The sequence below is a fragment of the Pseudoxanthomonas sp. G3 genome (assembly GCF_057654715.1).
The window spans coordinates 3419268-3435727 of record NZ_CM172805.1; the positions used below are offsets into that span (position 1 = coordinate 3419268).

A 16460-nucleotide genomic window follows, 5' to 3' on the forward strand; every position below is an offset into this window, starting at 1 on the left:
ACACGCGCCTCAGGCCGCGAAGGCGATCTCGCCGGCCGGCAGCGCGCGGATGCCGACGCCGAAGCTGCGGATCGCCGGTAGCGTGGCGTTGTGGTGCTCACGGATCCGGCCGGCGTCGGCATGCGGCTTGTCGTGGGTCGTGTGCGCATCCGAGGCCAACAGCACGTGGTAACCGTGCGCCGCGGCGCTGCGCGTGGTGGTGTCCACGCAGAATTCGGTGGCGTAGCCGCACAGCACCACGCCTTCCACGCCGCAGAAGGACAGCACCTCGTCCAGGCCCGTGCGCAGGAACGAATCCGGCGTGGCCTTGCGGATGCGGTGGTCGCCCTGCTCCACCGCCAGCGCGGGATGCAGCGCCCACGCCTCGGAATCCGGCACCAGGTCGTCGGCGCGCTCGTGCTGCACGAAGATCACCGGCGCGCCTGCCTGCCTTGCCTTCGCCGACAGCGCGTTGATGCGCTCGATGACCGCGTCGGCATCGGCCGGCGCCGGTTCGAACAGGCCACGCTGCACGTCGATGACGACCAGGGCAAGATTCATGCGTTGGACTCCTTGGAACGTCCTACCAGCTTCCCGTATTCGCCATCGAAAGCCAAGGCTCCTGCGGCGGGAGGGCGGCGCCCTTCTGCAGCAGTTCGATCGAGATCAGGTCGGGCGTGCGCACGAAGGCCATGCGGCCGTCGCGCGGCGGGCGGTTGATGGTGATGCCCAGCGACTGCAGGTGCGTGCAGAGCGCGTAGATGTCGTCCACTTCGAAGGCCAGGTGGCCAAAGTTGCGCGCGCTGCCGTAGTCCTCCGCCGGGCCGCCGTCTTCCGGCGGCCAGTTGTAGGTCAGCTCGATTTCCGCTTCCGGATTCTCAGGCGCACCGAAGTACACCAGGGTAAAGCGCCCTTGCGCGTTCTCCATGCGACGGGTTTCGGTCAGGCCCAGGCCTTCGGTGAAGAAGCGGCCGGTGGCGTCCAGGTCGTGGACGCGGATCATGGCGTGCAGGTATTTCATGGCGCTCGTTGGCTCAGTCGAGGAACAGGTCGGGTAGCGGCGACAGCGACGCATCGACGGCATAGCCCGAGAAATCGGTGGTGCCGGCCTCGCGCAGCACGTCTTCGTCGATGAGGAAATGGCCGTGGAAGCCGCGCGCCTCCCGCACCAGCACCGCGTGCGCGGCATCGGCGACGATCTCCGGCGTGCGGCAGCGCGGGATCTCCACGCCGGGGATCATGTTCAGCGCATCGGTGGCGATGATGGTGCGTGGCCACAAGGCATTGACGGCGACGCCTTGCGGACCGAACTCGCCGGCCAGGCCCAGCGTGACGAAGCTCATGCCCATCTTCGCCAACGTGTAGCCGGTATGCGGCGCCCACCATTTGGGGTCCAGCGACGGCGGCGGCGCCAGGGTCAGGATGTGCGGATTGGCGGCCTGCTTCAGGTACGGCAGGCAGGCCTGCGCGCAAAGGAAGCTGCCGCGCGCGTTGACCTGCTGCATCAGGTCGAAGCGCTTCATCGGCGTGTCCAGCGTGCCGGCCAGCCAGATGGCGCTGGCGTTGTTGACCAGGATGTCGATGCCGCCGAACGTATCGGCGGTGGCGGCCATCGCCGCCCTCACATCGTCTTCTTCGCGGATGTCGCACTTCAGCGCTAGCCCACGCCCGCCGGCGGCGTTCACCGCCTCGGCCGCGGTGTGGATGGTGCCCGGCAGCTTGGGATTGGGCACCGACGACTTGGCGGCGATCGCCACGTTGGCGCCGTCGCGCGCGGCGCGCAGGGCGATGGCCAGGCCGATGCCGCGCGAGGCGCCGGTGATGAAGAGGGTCTTGCCTGCGAGGGTCGTCATGTGAGGAACGAGTCCGAGAGGAAGGAGTTTGAGAGGTCGCGGGACGCGTGAAAGCAGCGTGTCGATTCTACTCGTTCCTCTCTCCCTCTCCTCTCTCTCCTAGGGTTTGGGCCCCTGCCCTTCGTTGTCTTCCCACTTCAGCACCTTGCGGGTGATGAAGCGGTAGACCGGCTTGCCGGTGCGGAACCAGAGATCGCGCAGCCAGGACGTGCGCTTGAGCACGCGCAGCTCGGTGGGGGTCAGCGCGGCGCGGCAGTACATGCGCTTGTGCTTGAGCAGGTGGCGCAGGTCCTGGCGCGCCAGTAGCCGCATCCAGCGCGAGCGTGGATGGCCGCGGGTGGCAAGCTGGAAATCGATGATGGCCGGACGCCCGTCCGACAGCACCAGCCAGTTGGCTTCCTTGGCCAGGTCGTTGTGGGCGATGCCGCGGCGGTGCAGTTGCTTGAGCAGCCTGTGTGCGGCGCGGAAATAGGCGACGTCGCCGCGCGGTGGACGCTGGTACATCGCCGCGCCTTCCATGTAGCTGCGGTCCAGCCGGCGCCCGGTCCATGCCCGCAACTGGGGAATGTCGGCCATGCCGGCCACGGCCTTCAGTGCCAGCGCTTCGCGGCGCGCCAGCCACCACGCCAACCACCTCACCGCCCATGGCACGTGCGCGAGGTCGCGGCGCACGAACGGGCCATCCGGGCCCTGCATCAGCGAGATGCGGCCGAAGGTGTCGGCCTTGAGAGCGGCGATTTCGGAAGGCGAGCGCAAGTCCACCTCGTCATTCTACCGTCCAGGGCAAGCGGGCGCCGGTCAGCGACCGCCGCCTATAATCGGGCGATGGATTCCACCTGGTTCGATTCCCTGCTGGCCTGGATCAGCGCGCATCCCGTGGCCGCCGGGCTGGTGATCTTCGCGATCGCCTTCTGCGACGCGGTGATCATCCTGGGCGCCATCGTGCCCGCGCTGCCGCTGCTGTTCGCCGTCGGCGTGCTGATCGGGCTGGGCGAGATCTCGGGGCCGTACGCGGTGGCCTGCGCCATGCTGGGCGCGCTGATCGGCGACGCCTCCAGCTATTGGGTCGGCCATCGCTGGGGTCCGCAGTTGCGGACCGTGTGGCCGTTCCGCCGTTACCCGCAGTTGCTGGACCGGGGCGAAGTCCTGTTCCGGCGCAATGCGTGGAAGAGCATCTTCGTGGCGCGCTTCGTCGGACCGATCAGGCCGTTCGTGCCGGCCGTGGCCGGCATCTCCAAAATGCCGCTGCGCCGCTATGGCGCGGCGAGCGCGGCCGCCTGCCTGGCGTGGGCGGTGTCTTTCCTGTTGCCCGGCTGGGTGCTGGGTCACGCGTACGACGCGGTCGCCGCCGTCGCCGGCCGGCTGGCGCTGGTGCTGGGCTTGTTGGTCGTGGTGCTCGCGGTGGCCTGGGCACTGGTGCTGTACACCTACCGCTGGTTCGCGGCGCACGCGGATGCCCTGCTCGCGCGCGCCCTGGCGTGGTCTCATGCGCATCCGGTGCTGGGGCGGTATACGGCGGCGGTGTTCGATCCGGGCCGGCGCGAATCGGTGCCGCTGGCGCTGCTGGCGATCCTGCTGCTGGGCATCGTCTGGGTGTGGTTCGCATTCCTGGTGATCGTCATCGGCCACGGCGAGCCGCTGGCGATGGACCTGATGGTCTACGACCTGATGCGCGCCCTGCGTAATCCGCTGGCGGATTACCCGCTGGCCGCGATCGCCTCGCTGGGCGATGAGCAGGTGCTGGCCCCGGCCTCGCTGCTGGTGCTGGTCTACCTATGCTGGCGCAAACGGTGGATGGCGGCGGCCCACTGGCTGGCCGCGCTCGCGTTCGGCCTGGCACTGACCGCATGGCTCGGTGCATCGGTCGACATCCCCAAGCCGCCGTCGGTGAGCAGCGGATTCGGCTTTCCGTCGATCGCCGTGACGATGTCCACCATCACGTTCGGCTTCTTCGCAGTGCTGATCGCGCGCGAGCTGCCCGGACGGACGCGCGTGTGGCCCTACCTGGTCTCCGGCATCGTGGTCGCGCTGATCGGCTTCGCCCGCATCTACCTGGGTGCGCACTGGCTCAGCGACGTGATCGGCGGCATGTTGTTCGGCCTGGTCTGGCTGCTGGTGCTGGGCATCGCCTATCGGCGCCGTATGGTGCGCTCGTTCTGGATCAAGCCGCTCGCCTGGCTGTTCTACGGCGCGTTCGCGGTCGCCGGGCTGTGGCACGCGCCTCGCAACGTGGAGCACATGCTGGCGCAGTTCCAGACGCCGGTGATCGAACGCGCGGTGGCGCTGCAGAACTGGTGGCAGCACGACTGGCAGACGCTGCCCGCACGCCGCAACGAGTTCGACGACGAGCAGCGCTGGCCGCTGGACGTGCAGGTCGCCGGCCCACTGGCGCCGCTCAAGGCGGCCCTGGCCACCCAGGGCTGGCGCGAGCAATCGCAGGCGGGCTGGGAGGAGGCGCTGAACCTGCTCGACAGCGACTCGCCCGACGATGAACAGCCCGTGTTGCCTGCCACGCTCGACACGCGCGCGGAAAGCCTGCTGATGGTGCGCGCGGGCGACCAACCGGGCGAAGTCTTCGTGCTTCGCCTGTGGCCGGCGGACACGCGCCTGCAGCCCGGCAACGTGCCGCTGTGGATCGGCAGCGCGCAGGTGCTGCAGCAGCAGCGCGCGTTCAACCTCGTGCGCCTGTGGCGGCCACTGCGCGAAGCGCGCACGGCACTGGATGCGGTCAGCCAGGCCACCTCGGATCTCGACCACGCCGTCGCGCCGCACCCGGACTCCGGGCTGCCGGTGCTGCGCCTCTGCACCACGGACGTGGATACGCCGCGCTGAGCGCGGTGCTCAGTCGATCCAGTTCAGCAGGTGTTGCAGGCGAACGTGGGGATCGTCTTCCTGCAGCACCTTCACCCGCTGCTCCGGCGTGATCGGCAGAATCTGCGCCAGCCGCCAACCCACCCAGGCCGCCTGCTCGAAGATGCGCGCCGGCAGTTTGCTCAGATCCGCGCCGGTCTTTTCCATCATCGTCTGCAGCAGCGTGCCGAGCAGGGCGTGCTCGGGCCGCAGCGCCCCGTCGTGGTCCGCGGCCAGCCATTCCACGTCGGCCAGCACCAGGCCGTTGTCGCGCACGCGCGTGCGGTGCACGTGGAAGCGTCGATGGCCGCGCACCCGCAGGGACAACAGGCCGTCCGCCCCCATGTCGAAGTCCTCGATCATCGCCTCGGTACCGTAGGCCGCAGGCGTGGCCGGCGCACCGACTTCGCTCCCTTCCAGGATCAGGCAGATGCCGAAACCGCTGCCGGAACGGCCGCAGTCGCGCACGAGGTCCAGGTAGCGCCGTTCGAACACGCGCAAGTCCATCGCTGCACCGGGCAACAGGACCGTCTGCAACGGGAACAAGGGGAGGGATTCGAGCGCGGGCATGCGGCCAGTGTACGGGCCGGCCTTCGATGCGGGGAAGCGGAAGGGCCACGCCGTCGCCGGCGTGGCCCTCGTGTCGGTGAAGCCCGGATCAACGGCTCACTGGGTGACGGCGCGCCGTGCGTTCACGCGACCCGCACCGAAGGTGGCGTCGTTGCCCGGCTTGCCGAGATCGTCCGCGGATGCACGCAGGATCCGCTCCACCGCCGCCGGCGAGAGCTCGCCGCCGTGCTTGCCGACGATCAGCGCGGCAACGCCGGCAACGTGCGGCGCCGCCATGCTGGTGCCGGCGGACCAGCCATAACCCCCCGTGCCGGACGTGGTGCTGAACACCATGTCCCACACCCAGCAGGGGCGAACGATGCCCTTGAAGGTGCAGTTTTCGGTGCCGGGATAGTCGTAATTGCCGCCCGGCGCACCGAAATGGATCGCCGACTGCCCATAGTTGCTGTAGCTGGCCCGGATGTCGAAGTCGGTGCCGGTGGGATTCTTCAGCCAAGCCAGCGGTCCGAGCGCGCTGACCGTGATGACGCCGGGCAACTGGCCGGGGAACGAGCGCAGATTCACCGTGGTACAGGTGCCGTCGGTGTCGCAGACCCGGCCGCTGTCGTGGTCCAGGTCGCGTCCATCGTTGCCGGCCGATGCCACCACGGTCGCGTTCTGCTTGTTGGCGTATTGCACCGCGCGCTTGGTCGCGTTGACCAGCTCGGCCACCTCGCTGCCGCCGACCTGCAGGCCGCCGTTCACGCCCAGGCTCATGTTGATGACATCCGCGCCTGCGTCGGCGGCATGCACGATGCCCTGGATGATCGCAGCGAACGAACCGCTGCCTGTCACCGGATTCAGCACCTTCACCGCGATCAACTCTGCTTCGGGTGCGACACCGATCGTGCCGATGCCGTTATCGGCCGCGCCGATCGTACCCATGACGTGCGTGCCATGCGTGCTGCCGCTGGTGTTGCAGTAGGTCTGCCCCGCGACAAACGACGCCGACTTGGCGGTGTTGAGGTTGGGAATGATGTCCACATGCGCGCAGTAGACGCCCGAGTCCAGCACGGCGACGGTCGCGCCGCGGCCACGGTAACCTGCATTCCAGGCGCCGGCCGCATCGATCGCCGCATGGCCCCACTGGAAGTCGAAGAAACTGTCGTTGTCGCCCGATGCGGGCGGATTGGCGTAGTCGGCGGTGACTTCTTCCGCAGCAGCGGGCAGGTCGTACTGGATCGCCACATCGGCGACCGCCGAACGCACGGCGGGAATACGACCTGCCGTCGTGCCGAACGCAGGATTGTCGGACTCCACGATCGCCACGCCGATCTGCGGCAGTCGCGCCACAATGCGGCCGCCAGCAGCTTCGATGCGGCTGGCGAGCTGGTTGTCGAAACTGGTGCTGTTGGCGGTGACCACGTAGGTCGCCGCCTGCGCCGCGGTGGTGCACGCGAGTGTTGCGATGGCGAGTCCAAGGGCCTGGGCAAGTCGGTTCATGCAAAGCATCTCCTGGGAATGGACGAAGGACGCGGCACTGCCGCGCGTGGGCCCACTGTAGACGCCTGGGAATCCGCCACTCGCCACGTCGATTGCGCGGACGACCGGACAAGCCGCGCATGCCCCACGCCATACGCTCGCGCATGCACGCGCATGCCTTGTCTTGCCGCTATTTCTGCCGAGAAGCGCAGCGCGTACGCCGCACTGCAACAGTCCTGCACGCGTGTGCCGCCGCCTCTGTTGTGAGGCGACAGCCCCGCTACATGCGTGAAGTGGCCAATCAGCCCGGCGGCGTGGACAGCGCTGCAAGAAAGCGTCGCGGCGCGCCATCGAAGCCGCCGTTGGACATGAAGACGACATGGTCGCCAGGACGCACGATGTCGCGGAGCGTTGCAATCAGCGCGTCCGCATCCGGCACCGTGCGCGCGTCGCCGCGGATGGCACTGACCACCTTCGCCGCGTCCCACGGCAATTCGGGGCGATGCAGGAATACCACCGCATCGGCGATATCCAGAGACGGCGCCAGCGCGTCGGCATGCGCGCCCAGGCGCATCGAGTTGCTGCGCGGCTCCATCGCCACCACGATGCGTGCATCGCTCACGCGCGCGCGCAAGCCTTCCAGCGTCGTGTGGATCGCAGTGGGATGGTGGGCGAAGTCATCGTAGACCGTGACGTTGTCGTGCTGGCCGATCACTTCCAACCGGCGCTTCACGCTGCGGAAGGCAGCCAGTGAGGGCAGCACGGTGGCCACGTCCACACCGACGGCGTTGCATGCGGCCAGCGCGGCCAACCCGTTGAGCACGTTGTGCCGGCCCAGCATGGGCCAGTGCACTTCGCCGATCTCGATGCCGTTGTGGCGCACCGCGAAGGCGCTGCCATCCTCGCGGATGAGGCGCGCGCTCCACTCCAGCGATGCGTCGAAACCGAAGCGCTCCACCGGCGTCCAGCAGCCCATCGCCAGCACCTCGGCCAGGCGCGCATCCTCGCCATTGACGATCAGGCGGCCGCGGCGCGGCACCGTGCGCACCAAGTGGTGGAACTGGCGCTGGATCGCGGCCACGTCCGGGAAGATGTCGGCGTGGTCGTATTCCAGGTTGTTGAGGATGGCGACCAGCGGGCGGTAGTGGACGAACTTGCTGCGCTTGTCGAAGAAGGCCGTGTCGTACTCGTCGGCCTCGACGACGAACTCGCGGCCGCCGCCGATGCGCGCAGACACGCCGAAATCCTCGGCCACGCCGCCGATCAGGAAGCCCGGCGAACGGCCGGCCGACTCCAGCAGGTAGGTGAGGATGGTCGTGGTGGTGGTCTTCCCGTGCGTGCCGGCCACGGCCAGCGTGTCGCGGCCGGGCAGCACCCGTTCGGACAGCCACTGCGCACCCGAGATGTAGCGACGGCCCTGGTCGAGCACGGCCTCCACCGCTGCATTTCCACGGGAGAGCGCGTTGCCGATGACGATCTCGTCGCAGTCCGGGGCGATGTTCTGCGGCAGGTAGCCCTGCGCCAGCGCGATGCCCAACGTCTCCAACTGGGTGGACATGGGCGGATAGATGGCCTGGTCGCTGCCTTCGACGGTGTGGCCCAGTTCGCGGGCCAGGGCGGCCACGCCGCCCATGAAGGTGCCGGCGATGCCGAGGATGTGGATCTTCAAGACTGCGGTTCCGGAATGACTGCGCAGACTTTAGCCGAGCGGGCGCGCTTCGGCATCCGGTTCCGCGTCTGGCATGACCGCGGTTCAGCGGGAAAAGCGCAGCGTCTCCAGATCCAAGGAGCCCGACTCGGCCTTCACCACCAGCGTATTGCGGCCAGGCGCGAGCACCAGCGCGCCGAATCCGCGCGCACGGCCGACGGCCTTGATCGACGCGCCATTGAGCACCAGCGACACCCGACCGTCGCCGCGTCCTTCCAACGCAAGCCGGAAGGTCCCGCCACTGGGCGCGTCGAAGGTGTACTTCAGCCATTCGTCCTTCTGCAGACCGGCGACATGAAGGCGGCCGTCGGGACCCTTCCCGAGATCGACGCCGTCGTTGCGATAGGTCATCGCCGGGTTCCACACCACGCGCTCGCCGCCGTCGGAGATATGGTGGTTGGCCGGCGTGAGGTCGTGGTACGCCACACCGTTGCGGCCCATGTCGAAGTCGACGGCGGCGATGGCGCCGCCTGCCGCGCCAATCACGTGCGCCTTGAACGGCACCGCCTGGTCCGAATGCGGCGCGCGGAACAGCGCGTCGATCACGTCGGGATGCTGCACGTTGTTCCGGTAATGCACGTCGTCGGTGGCGAAGCGCATCAGCGCGGCTTCGGCGGCCTCCGCCGAGGGCTTCGGACCCTCGCCCTTCCAGTACGCCAGCACGTGGCGATAGCCGTCGTTCGGGACGACCTGCAGCGGATTGTTGTAGCGGATCTTCTTCAGCGGCCACCACGCCCAGCCGATGCCCTCGCCTTCCGCCAGGGCCACGGTGCGCGCGAACCAGTCGTTGGAGTTCTCGCCGGTCTCGCCGAGCCACAACGGCATGCGGTGCTTGTCCCGCAATGCCAGCAGGTCGGCGATGCTCTCGCGTGTGGTGACGTTCCAGTACTTGTGGAAACTGATCACCAGGTTGTCGTCCCAGGGACCGTCGTCGAGCACGCCACGGTAATTGTTGCCCCAGCAGTTCCCCTCGATGACGATGATGTGGCGCGTGTCGACCTCACGGATCGCACGCGTGGTGCGGACCAACAGGTCTTTCAGCGGCGCGTTGCCGTTCTCCTTGCAGCCGTTGCTGTCGGCCTTGTCGGCGAAACCCCAGTTCGGCTCGTTGATGATGTCGTACGCCGCGATGTACGGCTCATCCTTGTAGCGCTGCGCCAGCTTCTTCCACAGCGCCACCATCTTGTCCTGGTGCCGCGGGTCGTCCCACAGCGACGGTTGCGTGGGATCACGGTCGGCGATGTTGTTGTCGTTGCCCTGCCCACCGGGCGCGGCGTGCAGGTCGAGGATCAGGTAAAGATCGTTCGCCTTGGCCCAGGCCAGCAGTTGGTCGGTCCGGCGGAACCCTTCCTCCACCCAGGTCTGTCGACCGGCGACCGGCTCCTGTTCCACCGGCAGCGTGTACAGCGCGTAATGCATCGGCAGGCGGATGGAGTTGAAGCCCCATCGGCCCAGCGCATCGATGTCGGCCTTGGTGGTGTGGTTGTCGCGCCAGACCTGATAGAACGCGTCGGCCTTCTCCGGCCCGATCAGCTCGGCGATGCGCGCATGGATGCTGCGCTGTGTACCCACGCCGTCGATATCCAGCATGTAGCCTTCCTGCAGCATCCAGCCGCCCAGCCCCATCCCGCGCAGGATCACCGGCTTGCCCGCCGCATCGACGATCTGCGTGCCTTGGGCACGCAGGAAATCCTTGGCGGTCGCGAGGGGCGAGGCGAGCACCCCGACCAGCAGGAGGCAGGCGATCTTCTTCACGTGGATGCTTCCCGGTGCCGAGGCGTACCGGACGTTACAGAGCTTGCCGCCAACTCACAATCTACTGCCGCAGGAAGTGATAGGTTCGGCAGGCGGTTCCGCGACCCAGAGGATGCGCCCCCGCGACGTCCCCAGGCAGCCACCGGTGCGGACCGCGCCACCCGTCCATCTCAGGAGCACCGGAATGCGTCAGATCGTTTCCCTGGTACGTCCCGCTTCGGCCCCCCTCGCGCTCGCTGCCGTCCTCGCCCTGGCCATGGGCCCGGCGATGGCCGCCGACGTCGATGCCGCACTGAAGTCCGCGATGAAGCGCGACCTCGGCCTGTCCGAGCAGCAGCTCGGGCAATACCTGAAGGTCGAACGCCTGAATGCGCAGCAGGAGAAAGCCGCAGCGCAGGCCCAGGGCCGAAACTTCGCCGGCAGTTGGATCGAGCGCTCGCCGTCGGGTGATTTCCGCTGGGTGGTCGCCACCACGTCATCCAGCAAGCGCGCTGTCGCCGGCGCCGACGTGCGTCAGGTGCGCCACAACCTGGACGCGCTGGGCAACGCCAAGGCCCGGCTGGACGATGTGCTGGCGCAGGGCGGTCGCGCGCCCGCGGGCGTCTACGGCTGGTTCGTCGACGTGAAGACCAACAGCGTGACCGTCAACGTCGCGCCGGGCGCGGACCAGGCCGCGGTGGACTTCATCGCGGCCAGCGGCGCGGATGCGTCGACGCTGCGCTTCCAGACAATGGCCGACGCCCCGCGTCCGCTGGCCACGCTGCAAGGCGGCAGCGAATACCTGTCCACAACGGCGACCGGTGCCTACTACTGTTCGGTGGGCTTCTCGGTCACGCGCAACGGCGCGAAGGGCTTCGCCACCGCCGGCCACTGCGGCGACGCGGGAGATGGCGCGAACGTACTGGTGAGGCGCTCGCTGAGCCGCATCGGCACCTTCCAGGCGTCCAACTTCCCCAACACCGACCGCGCCTGGGTGCAGGTGGACGCCGCCCATACCTTGCTGCCGTCGGTCAGCGGCTACGGATCGGGCGATGTCGCCGTGCGCGGCAGCACGGAGGCTCCGATCGGCGCGGCCGTCTGCCGCTCCGGCCGCACCACGGGCTGGAAGTGCGGCGTGATCGAGGCGAAGAATGTCTCCGTCAGCTACGGCGCCGACGGCACCGTCAACGGCATGACCCAGGTGAAGGTGTGTGCCGAAGGCGGCGATTCGGGCGGTTCGTTCATCACCACCGCCGGCCAGGGCCAGGGCGTGCTCTCGGGCGGCAACTACAGCTGCAAGGGCAAGCAGGCGCAGCTGGCGACCAGCTACTTCCAGCCGCTGAATCCGCTGCTGCAGGCCTACGGTCTGACGCTTTCCACCACGCCCTGAGCGCCAACGCGCGCACCAACGAGAACGCCCCGGCGAGCCGGGGCGTTCTCTTATGCGGAAGTCGCTGCCGGCCTCAGCCGACCGCCTTCTCCGGCGCGATCGCCTCGGTGATGCGGGTGAACACCTCGTCCAGCGAGCCGACGCCGTCGACGACGGTCAATTCGCCCTGCTGGCGGTAGAAATCGATGACGGGCGCGGTCTGATCGGTATAGACCTGCAGTCGCTTGCGCACCGATTCCGGATTGTCGTCCGCACGGCCCTCGGCCTTGGCGCGGCCGGCGATGCGCTCGACCAGCAGGTCGGTGGGCACGTCCAGCTGCACGGCGAAGTCGAACTTCTGCCCCAGCTTGGTCAGCAGCTGGCCCAGCGCGGCGGCTTGCACCAGGTTGCGCGGGTAGCCGTCGAGGATGAAGCCGGCTTTCGTGTCGTCGCGGGAGAAGCGGTCTTCCAGCATGCCGAGCAGGATGTCATCGCTGACCAGCTCACCGCGCGCCATCACTTCCTTGGCCTGCAGGCCCAGCGGGCTGCCGGCGGCGACTTCGGCACGCAGCAGGTCGCCGGTGGAGATGTGCGGTACCTGCAGGTAGTCCTTCAGGCGCGCCGCCTGGGTGCCCTTGCCCGACCCGGGTGGGCCCAGTAGAACCAATCGCATGCTGTCACTCCCGAAACTGGAATCGTGCGGGCGGTGGACCGCGCCGGGCGCCTCGCGCCGCGCTGCACCGCGTCATCTGTGTGAAGCTTACCGCATCCCCGTACCCCGGAACGAACCCCACATGTCGTCTGGCACCCTACTTTATGCGCAGTCCGGCGGTGTCACCGCCGTCATCAACGCCTCCGCTGCGGCGGTCATCACCGAAGCCCGCGCCCGCAAAATCAAGGTCTTGGCCGCGCGCAACGGCATCCTCGGTGCGTTGCGCGAGGAACTGATCGACACCAGCAAGGAATCGGCCGCGGCCATTCGCGCCCTCGCCCACACGCCCGGCGGTGCGTTCGGCAGCTGCCGCGTCAAGCTGAAGTCGCTGGAGGCCGATCGGGCCAAGTACGAGCGCCTGTTGGCCGTGCTGAAGGCGCACGATGTGCGCTACTTCCTCTACAACGGCGGCAACGACTCCGCCGACACCGCCTGGAAGGTCTCGCAGCTCGCGCAGGCCTTCGACTATCCGCTGACCTGCATCGGCGTGCCGAAGACGGTGGACAACGACCTCGCCGTCACCGATACCTGTCCCGGCTTCGGCTCGGCCGCCAAGTACACCGCCGTCTCCGTGCGCGAAGCCGCGCTGGACGTGGCCGCGATGGCAGAAACCTCCACCAAGGTCTTCGTCTATGAAGCCATGGGCCGGCACGCCGGCTGGCTGGCCGCCGCGGCCGGCCTGGCCGGGCAGTCGGCGGACGAGGCGCCGCACATCATCCTGTTCCCGGAGCGCGCCTACGACGAGACGCAGTTCCTCGCGCAGGTGAAGAAGGTCGTCGACCGCGTGGGTTGGTGCGTGGTGGTGGCCAGCGAAGGCATCCAGCATGCCGACGGCCGCTTCGTGGCCGATGCCGGCGGCGGCAAGGATTCGTTCGGCCACACGCAGCTCGGTGGCGTCGCCTCGTACCTGGCCGGGCGCGTCAAGGACCAGCTCGGCATGAAGGTGCACTGGACCCTGCCCGACTACCTGCAGCGCTCGGCGCGCCACATTGCGTCGAAGACCGATTGGGAACAGGCCCAGGCCGTGGGCAAGGCCGCCGTGCAGTTCGCGCTCAAGGGACAGAACGCGGTGATGCCGGTGATCGTGCGCACGTCCGACGCGCCGTTCCGCTGGAAGATCGAGGCCGCGCCGCTGTCGAAGGTGGCGAACCACGAGAAGAAGTTCCCGCCGAACTTCATCCGCAAGGATGGCTACGGCATCACCGACAAGGCCCGCGCCTACCTGCAGCCGCTGATCCGCGGCGAAGCCTACCCACCCTACGGCACCGACGGCCTGCCGAAGTACGTCGCGCTGAAGAACGTCGCGGTGAAGAAGAAGCTGCCGGCCTGGGAGGGCTGAGCGCACGGTGGCGATCCGCATCGTCCGCCTCGGCAGTCCGCGCGCGAAAGACGAAGGCCTGCGCATCGGTACGGTGCGCCGGCCTCCGCGTGGTGTGCCGAAATCCGAATTCGCTTCGCAGGACTGGTACGACGTCTGGTATCCCAACCTCGCGCCCAGCGCCGAGCTGGTGAAGGAAGCGCAGCACGCTGCCACGCCGAAAGCGTGGGCGGCTTTCGTAAAAAAGTACCGCGCCCAAATGGCATCGCCCGAGACCGCCCGCACGCTGGACCTGCTGGCCGCGCTGTCGCACACCAGCGATTTCTCGGTGGGCTTCTATTGCGAAGACGAGGCGCACTGCCACCGGTCGGTGCTGCGCACGCTGCTGGACGACCGCGGCGCAGTACTTCGAACCGGGTGACTTCAAGCACCGGTGAGCCGCATCCGGCGGTGCTAGCGTGGGCTCATCGCCACACCACCGGGATCCCGCCATGTTCCGCAAAGTGCTCGTCGGCCTGCTGCTCGTCGCCCTCGGCCTCGCCATCGCGGGTGCCGGCTACCGCTTCGGCCAGTACCTCGCCTTGAAGGAAAACGCCGCATCGCCCGCGCGCACGACCTCCTGATCGCGCGCGCCCATCGCGCTAGCATGCCGTGATGGATGCGCTGCTCGCCGAACTGACGGCCCTCGAAACCGAACTCCACCATCCCGGCGCAACCTGCACGCGCGAGCGGCTGGAGCGGCTGCTGCACCCGGACTTCCACGAAGTCGGCCGCTCGGGCAAGCGCTACACGCGGCAGACCGTCATCGACTTCCTTGCGGATCGCGTGTCGTTACCGGCTGTCGTCGCTTACGACCACCGCGTCGAACAGCTCGCGGACGACGTGGCCCTGCTGCATTTCGCGTCGCACGCGCGCGACAATGACGGTACGCGGCGCCATGCCGCACTGCGTGTTTCCGTATGGCGGCGAACCGCGGTGGGTTGGCAGTTGCACTACCACCAGGGCACGCCTGCGGGCGACTGATCGCGCTGCCTGCCGATACCGGCCCCGAGACCTCCCCCGCTCCCTCGCTCCCCGGCTTGGCGGCGCTCGCGCGTTGCGCTAGCGTAGCGATCCAGGGGAGGGGGACATCTTGAGAGTACGGATACGCGCAGGCGTCGGCCTGCTTGTCTTGTCATGCATGCTGCCGTGCAGTGCGCAGGACGCGCCAGCCCAGGCGACCCTGCCGGTGGCAGAAGCGTCCCTGGAGGTGGCCCCCGCCTCGACCTGCTGCGAGCTGCCTGAAGGTACGCCGCTCGTGCTCGAGATCCTCGACCCGATCAGTTCCGCACGTGCGAAGCGCGGCGACGCTTTCAGGTTGCGCGTCCGTGAAGCCGTCAGCGTCGATGGCGCCGTGGTCCTCGCCGCAGGCACCGAAGGCATTGGCGAAATCGTCCATGCCGAACCTTCGCGGGGAGGCGGCAAACCGGGGGAACTGATCCTCGCCGCGCGCCGGCTGCAGGTGGGCGACCGCGAGGTGAAGCTGCGCGGCTTCAAGCTCGGCGGCGCCGGCAAGGACACCAGCGGGGTGGCGTTGGGCGTCGCGGTGGGCATCGGCCCGTTCGCACACTTCATCCACGGCAAGGAAATCGAGATTCCTGCCCTGACGACCGGCACGGCCAAGCTGGCCGAACCCCTGCACGCGTCGCCCACCCCCGACGCAGCCGGGGCGGCCGTCGACCCGGCGGCGCCGCAGCCCATGACCCCACCCCCCAACCCCCTTCCATCCAACCACCTGGAGTAATCCGCATGCGTTACCCGCTCAACCGCGCCCTGCTGTGCCTCACCCTGCTCCTGCCGACCGTCGCCGTGCACGCCCAGTCGCAGGATGCTCCTGCCGCCGCAGAGACCGCAGCCCCTGCCGCCGATGCACCTGCAGCGCCTACCAGCGGCCTGGTAGGTGCCCCCGCCGACGGCATGGGCCAGGTCGTGTTCTTCCGCGAGAAAAAATTCGCCGGCGCGGCCGTCAAGTACAAGGTGCGTGAAGGCGAGACCGAGCTGGGCAAGCTGGGCAGCGGCACCTACTTCATCGCGTCCGTGGCACCGGGCACCCATCAATACACGGTGCATTCCGAGGCCAAGGACGTGCTGACGCTCGAAGTGGAGGCTGGCGAGACCTACTACGTGCTGGGTTCGGTCACGATGGGCTTCATGGCGGGTCGCCCGAACCTGTCGCCCTCCGACGAAGTCGCCTTCAACGGCATGGCGAAAGACCTGAAGCCCGCGAAGAAGTAAGTCCCGTCAACGGGTATTGCGGCGACGGTCTCGTCGGAGGCCGTCGCCGTTTTCATTTGCAGCCCTTGCCCTCGACATCGAGGCGGGCAGCGAACAGCGTGAGCGACGCTGCCGTCGCGGCACCCGCGGCCTGTTGCTTGGCGTCCTGCAGGTAGATGCGCGACTGGCCCTGGCCATCGGCCGCTGGCGGCGTCGCGCTGCCCGGCTTGCGCCATACGCGGACCACAGCCTGCTGCGAGGGGCACGCGGCGTTGGGCACGCGGATCACGTCGTTGAGTTTCCAGCCCGCAGCGATGGAGGGCTGGGCCTTGTCGAAATCGACGAAGCGGGCGCGCGGCTGGCACTGCGGACTGGTGCGGACCGGCGCGTAGCGGTACGGCTGCGCCGCATCACCGGTGAAGGCGCCTTCCAGGCGCGCGCAGGCTTCCGGAATCTGGCGCAGGCTGTGGGCCACGCCCACGGCCTGGGCTTTCGCGGGAGGACGCTGGATCTCCGGCGCGGGTTCGGCCGCGCGGGCGGGCGCAAGCGCCAGCAGGCAGGTGGCGATCAGCGGGGCTGCGACGCTCGGACGCATGCGGACTCCGGGAAGAACAAGACGTGGGTCGCAAGGCTGGCACGGACCGCCTGAACCC

At 68.4% G+C, this 16460-nt stretch carries 18 protein-coding genes; 8 read left to right on the forward strand and 10 right to left on the reverse strand.

Features of this window, described 5'->3' with window-relative positions:
- Window positions 1-9: 9 nt before the first annotated feature.
- From AC23D6_RS16420 to AC23D6_RS16435, 4 genes are all read right to left on the reverse strand, one after another.
- Window positions 10-540 carry a cysteine hydrolase family protein gene (locus AC23D6_RS16420; protein WP_487750277.1) on the reverse strand — a complete coding sequence of 177 codons (531 nt, stop codon included), beginning with the start codon at window positions 538-540 and terminating at the stop codon, window positions 10-12.
- 22 nt (window positions 541-562) lie between these two features.
- Window positions 563-1000: a VOC family protein gene (locus tag AC23D6_RS16425; RefSeq protein WP_487750278.1), complete on the reverse strand. Its 438-nt coding sequence runs from the start codon at window positions 998-1000 to the stop codon at window positions 563-565.
- 13 nt (window positions 1001-1013) lie between these two features.
- Window positions 1014-1832 (reverse strand): SDR family oxidoreductase, encoded by an 819-nt coding sequence (locus AC23D6_RS16430; RefSeq protein ID WP_487750279.1) that lies wholly within the window; start codon window positions 1830-1832, stop codon window positions 1014-1016.
- Between the two features lie 99 nt (window positions 1833-1931).
- Complete coding sequence (locus AC23D6_RS16435; RefSeq protein WP_487752665.1) at window positions 1932-2528, reverse strand: protein kinase family protein; 597 nt, start codon at window positions 2526-2528, stop codon at window positions 1932-1934.
- A 129-nt stretch (window positions 2529-2657) separates the two neighbouring features.
- Here AC23D6_RS16435 and AC23D6_RS16440 point away from each other — a divergent pair, with 129 nt between their 5' ends.
- Window positions 2658-4664 carry a bifunctional DedA family/phosphatase PAP2 family protein gene (locus AC23D6_RS16440; RefSeq protein ID WP_487750280.1) on the forward strand — a complete coding sequence of 669 codons (2007 nt, stop codon included), beginning with the start codon at window positions 2658-2660 and terminating at the stop codon, window positions 4662-4664.
- A 9-nt stretch (window positions 4665-4673) separates the two neighbouring features.
- On the opposite strand, the gene AC23D6_RS16445 is transcribed toward AC23D6_RS16440, so the two are convergent.
- The 4 genes from AC23D6_RS16445 to AC23D6_RS16460 all read right to left on the reverse strand — a co-directional run bounded on the left by AC23D6_RS16445 (window position 4674) and on the right by AC23D6_RS16460 (window position 10176).
- The gene (locus tag AC23D6_RS16445; RefSeq protein WP_487750281.1) at window positions 4674-5252 is read right to left on the reverse strand and encodes an LON peptidase substrate-binding domain-containing protein; all 579 of its coding nucleotides are present in this window, start codon (window positions 5250-5252) and stop codon (window positions 4674-4676) included.
- Between the two features lie 96 nt (window positions 5253-5348).
- A complete protein-coding gene (locus tag AC23D6_RS16450; protein WP_487750282.1) occupies window positions 5349-6734 on the reverse strand; it encodes a S8 family serine peptidase in 1386 nt (461 codons plus the stop codon).
- A 280-nt stretch (window positions 6735-7014) separates the two neighbouring features.
- Entirely contained in the window at window positions 7015-8346 is a 1332-nt protein-coding gene (gene mpl, locus AC23D6_RS16455) for a UDP-N-acetylmuramate:L-alanyl-gamma-D-glutamyl-meso-diaminopimelate ligase (protein WP_487752666.1), read from the reverse strand.
- A 120-nt stretch (window positions 8347-8466) separates the two neighbouring features.
- A complete protein-coding gene (locus AC23D6_RS16460; RefSeq protein ID WP_487750283.1) occupies window positions 8467-10176 on the reverse strand; it encodes a cellulase family glycosylhydrolase in 1710 nt (569 codons plus the stop codon).
- A gap of 568 nt (window positions 10177-10744) precedes the next feature.
- On the opposite strand from AC23D6_RS16460, the gene AC23D6_RS16465 reads away from it, so the two are divergent.
- Window positions 10745-11545 (forward strand): S1 family peptidase, encoded by an 801-nt coding sequence (locus AC23D6_RS16465; RefSeq protein ID WP_487752667.1) that lies wholly within the window; start codon window positions 10745-10747, stop codon window positions 11543-11545.
- Between the two features lie 73 nt (window positions 11546-11618).
- Here AC23D6_RS16465 and AC23D6_RS16470 read toward each other — a convergent pair whose 3' ends face one another.
- Window positions 11619-12197: an adenylate kinase gene (locus AC23D6_RS16470; RefSeq protein ID WP_487750284.1), complete on the reverse strand. Its 579-nt coding sequence runs from the start codon at window positions 12195-12197 to the stop codon at window positions 11619-11621.
- A gap of 121 nt (window positions 12198-12318) precedes the next feature.
- Here AC23D6_RS16470 and AC23D6_RS16475 point away from each other — a divergent pair, with 121 nt between their 5' ends.
- The 6 genes from AC23D6_RS16475 (at window position 12319) to AC23D6_RS16500 (ending at window position 15828) form a co-directional block, all read left to right on the forward strand.
- On the forward strand, window positions 12319-13575 hold the full coding sequence (locus AC23D6_RS16475; protein ID WP_487750285.1) for a 6-phosphofructokinase: 1257 nt from the start codon (window positions 12319-12321) through the stop codon (window positions 13573-13575).
- 7 nt (window positions 13576-13582) lie between these two features.
- The gene (locus AC23D6_RS16480) at window positions 13583-13975 is read left to right on the forward strand and encodes a DUF488 domain-containing protein (protein ID WP_487750286.1); all 393 of its coding nucleotides are present in this window, start codon (window positions 13583-13585) and stop codon (window positions 13973-13975) included.
- A gap of 70 nt (window positions 13976-14045) precedes the next feature.
- Window positions 14046-14177 carry a hypothetical protein gene (locus tag AC23D6_RS16485; protein WP_487750287.1) on the forward strand — a complete coding sequence of 44 codons (132 nt, stop codon included), beginning with the start codon at window positions 14046-14048 and terminating at the stop codon, window positions 14175-14177.
- Between the two features lie 31 nt (window positions 14178-14208).
- Window positions 14209-14577, forward strand: a complete 369-nt coding sequence (locus tag AC23D6_RS16490) for a nuclear transport factor 2 family protein (protein WP_487750288.1) — start codon at window positions 14209-14211, stop codon at window positions 14575-14577.
- Between the two features lie 205 nt (window positions 14578-14782).
- Window positions 14783-15337 (forward strand): hypothetical protein, encoded by a 555-nt coding sequence (locus AC23D6_RS16495; protein ID WP_487750289.1) that lies wholly within the window; start codon window positions 14783-14785, stop codon window positions 15335-15337.
- A gap of 5 nt (window positions 15338-15342) precedes the next feature.
- A complete protein-coding gene (locus AC23D6_RS16500) occupies window positions 15343-15828 on the forward strand; it encodes a DUF2846 domain-containing protein (protein ID WP_487750290.1) in 486 nt (161 codons plus the stop codon).
- A 52-nt stretch (window positions 15829-15880) separates the two neighbouring features.
- Here AC23D6_RS16500 and AC23D6_RS16505 read toward each other — a convergent pair whose 3' ends face one another.
- A complete protein-coding gene (locus tag AC23D6_RS16505) occupies window positions 15881-16402 on the reverse strand; it encodes a hypothetical protein (protein WP_487750291.1) in 522 nt (173 codons plus the stop codon).
- Between the last annotated feature and the right edge of the window lie 58 nt (window positions 16403-16460).

What these genes read in the sequence shown, in the direction of transcription:
- AC23D6_RS16420 (WP_487750277.1), bottom strand. Translation starts at nt 540, where the DNA reads ATGAATCTTGCCCTGGTCGTCATCGACGTGCAGCGTGGCCTGTTCGAA.
- AC23D6_RS16425 (WP_487750278.1), bottom strand. Translation starts at nt 1,000, where the DNA reads ATGAAATACCTGCACGCCATGATCCGCGTCCACGACCTGGACGCCACC.
- AC23D6_RS16430 (WP_487750279.1), bottom strand. Translation starts at nt 1,832, where the DNA reads ATGACGACCCTCGCAGGCAAGACCCTCTTCATCACCGGCGCCTCGCGC.
- AC23D6_RS16435 (WP_487752665.1), bottom strand. Translation starts at nt 2,528, where the DNA reads ATGCAGGGCCCGGATGGCCCGTTCGTGCGCCGCGACCTCGCGCACGTG.
- AC23D6_RS16440 (WP_487750280.1), top strand. Translation starts at nt 2,658, where the DNA reads ATGGATTCCACCTGGTTCGATTCCCTGCTGGCCTGGATCAGCGCGCAT.
- AC23D6_RS16445 (WP_487750281.1), bottom strand. Translation starts at nt 5,252, where the DNA reads ATGCCCGCGCTCGAATCCCTCCCCTTGTTCCCGTTGCAGACGGTCCTG.
- AC23D6_RS16450 (WP_487750282.1), bottom strand. Translation starts at nt 6,734, where the DNA reads ATGAACCGACTTGCCCAGGCCCTTGGACTCGCCATCGCAACACTCGCG.
- mpl (WP_487752666.1), bottom strand. Translation starts at nt 8,346, where the DNA reads ATGGGCGGCGTGGCCGCCCTGGCCCGCGAACTGGGCCACACCGTCGAA.
- AC23D6_RS16470 (WP_487750284.1), bottom strand. Translation starts at nt 12,197, where the DNA reads ATGCGATTGGTTCTACTGGGCCCACCCGGGTCGGGCAAGGGCACCCAG.
- AC23D6_RS16475 (WP_487750285.1), top strand. Translation starts at nt 12,319, where the DNA reads ATGTCGTCTGGCACCCTACTTTATGCGCAGTCCGGCGGTGTCACCGCC.
- AC23D6_RS16485 (WP_487750287.1), top strand. Translation starts at nt 14,046, where the DNA reads ATGTTCCGCAAAGTGCTCGTCGGCCTGCTGCTCGTCGCCCTCGGCCTC.
- AC23D6_RS16490 (WP_487750288.1), top strand. Translation starts at nt 14,209, where the DNA reads ATGGATGCGCTGCTCGCCGAACTGACGGCCCTCGAAACCGAACTCCAC.
- AC23D6_RS16500 (WP_487750290.1), top strand. Translation starts at nt 15,343, where the DNA reads ATGCGTTACCCGCTCAACCGCGCCCTGCTGTGCCTCACCCTGCTCCTG.
- AC23D6_RS16505 (WP_487750291.1), bottom strand. Translation starts at nt 16,402, where the DNA reads ATGCGTCCGAGCGTCGCAGCCCCGCTGATCGCCACCTGCCTGCTGGCG.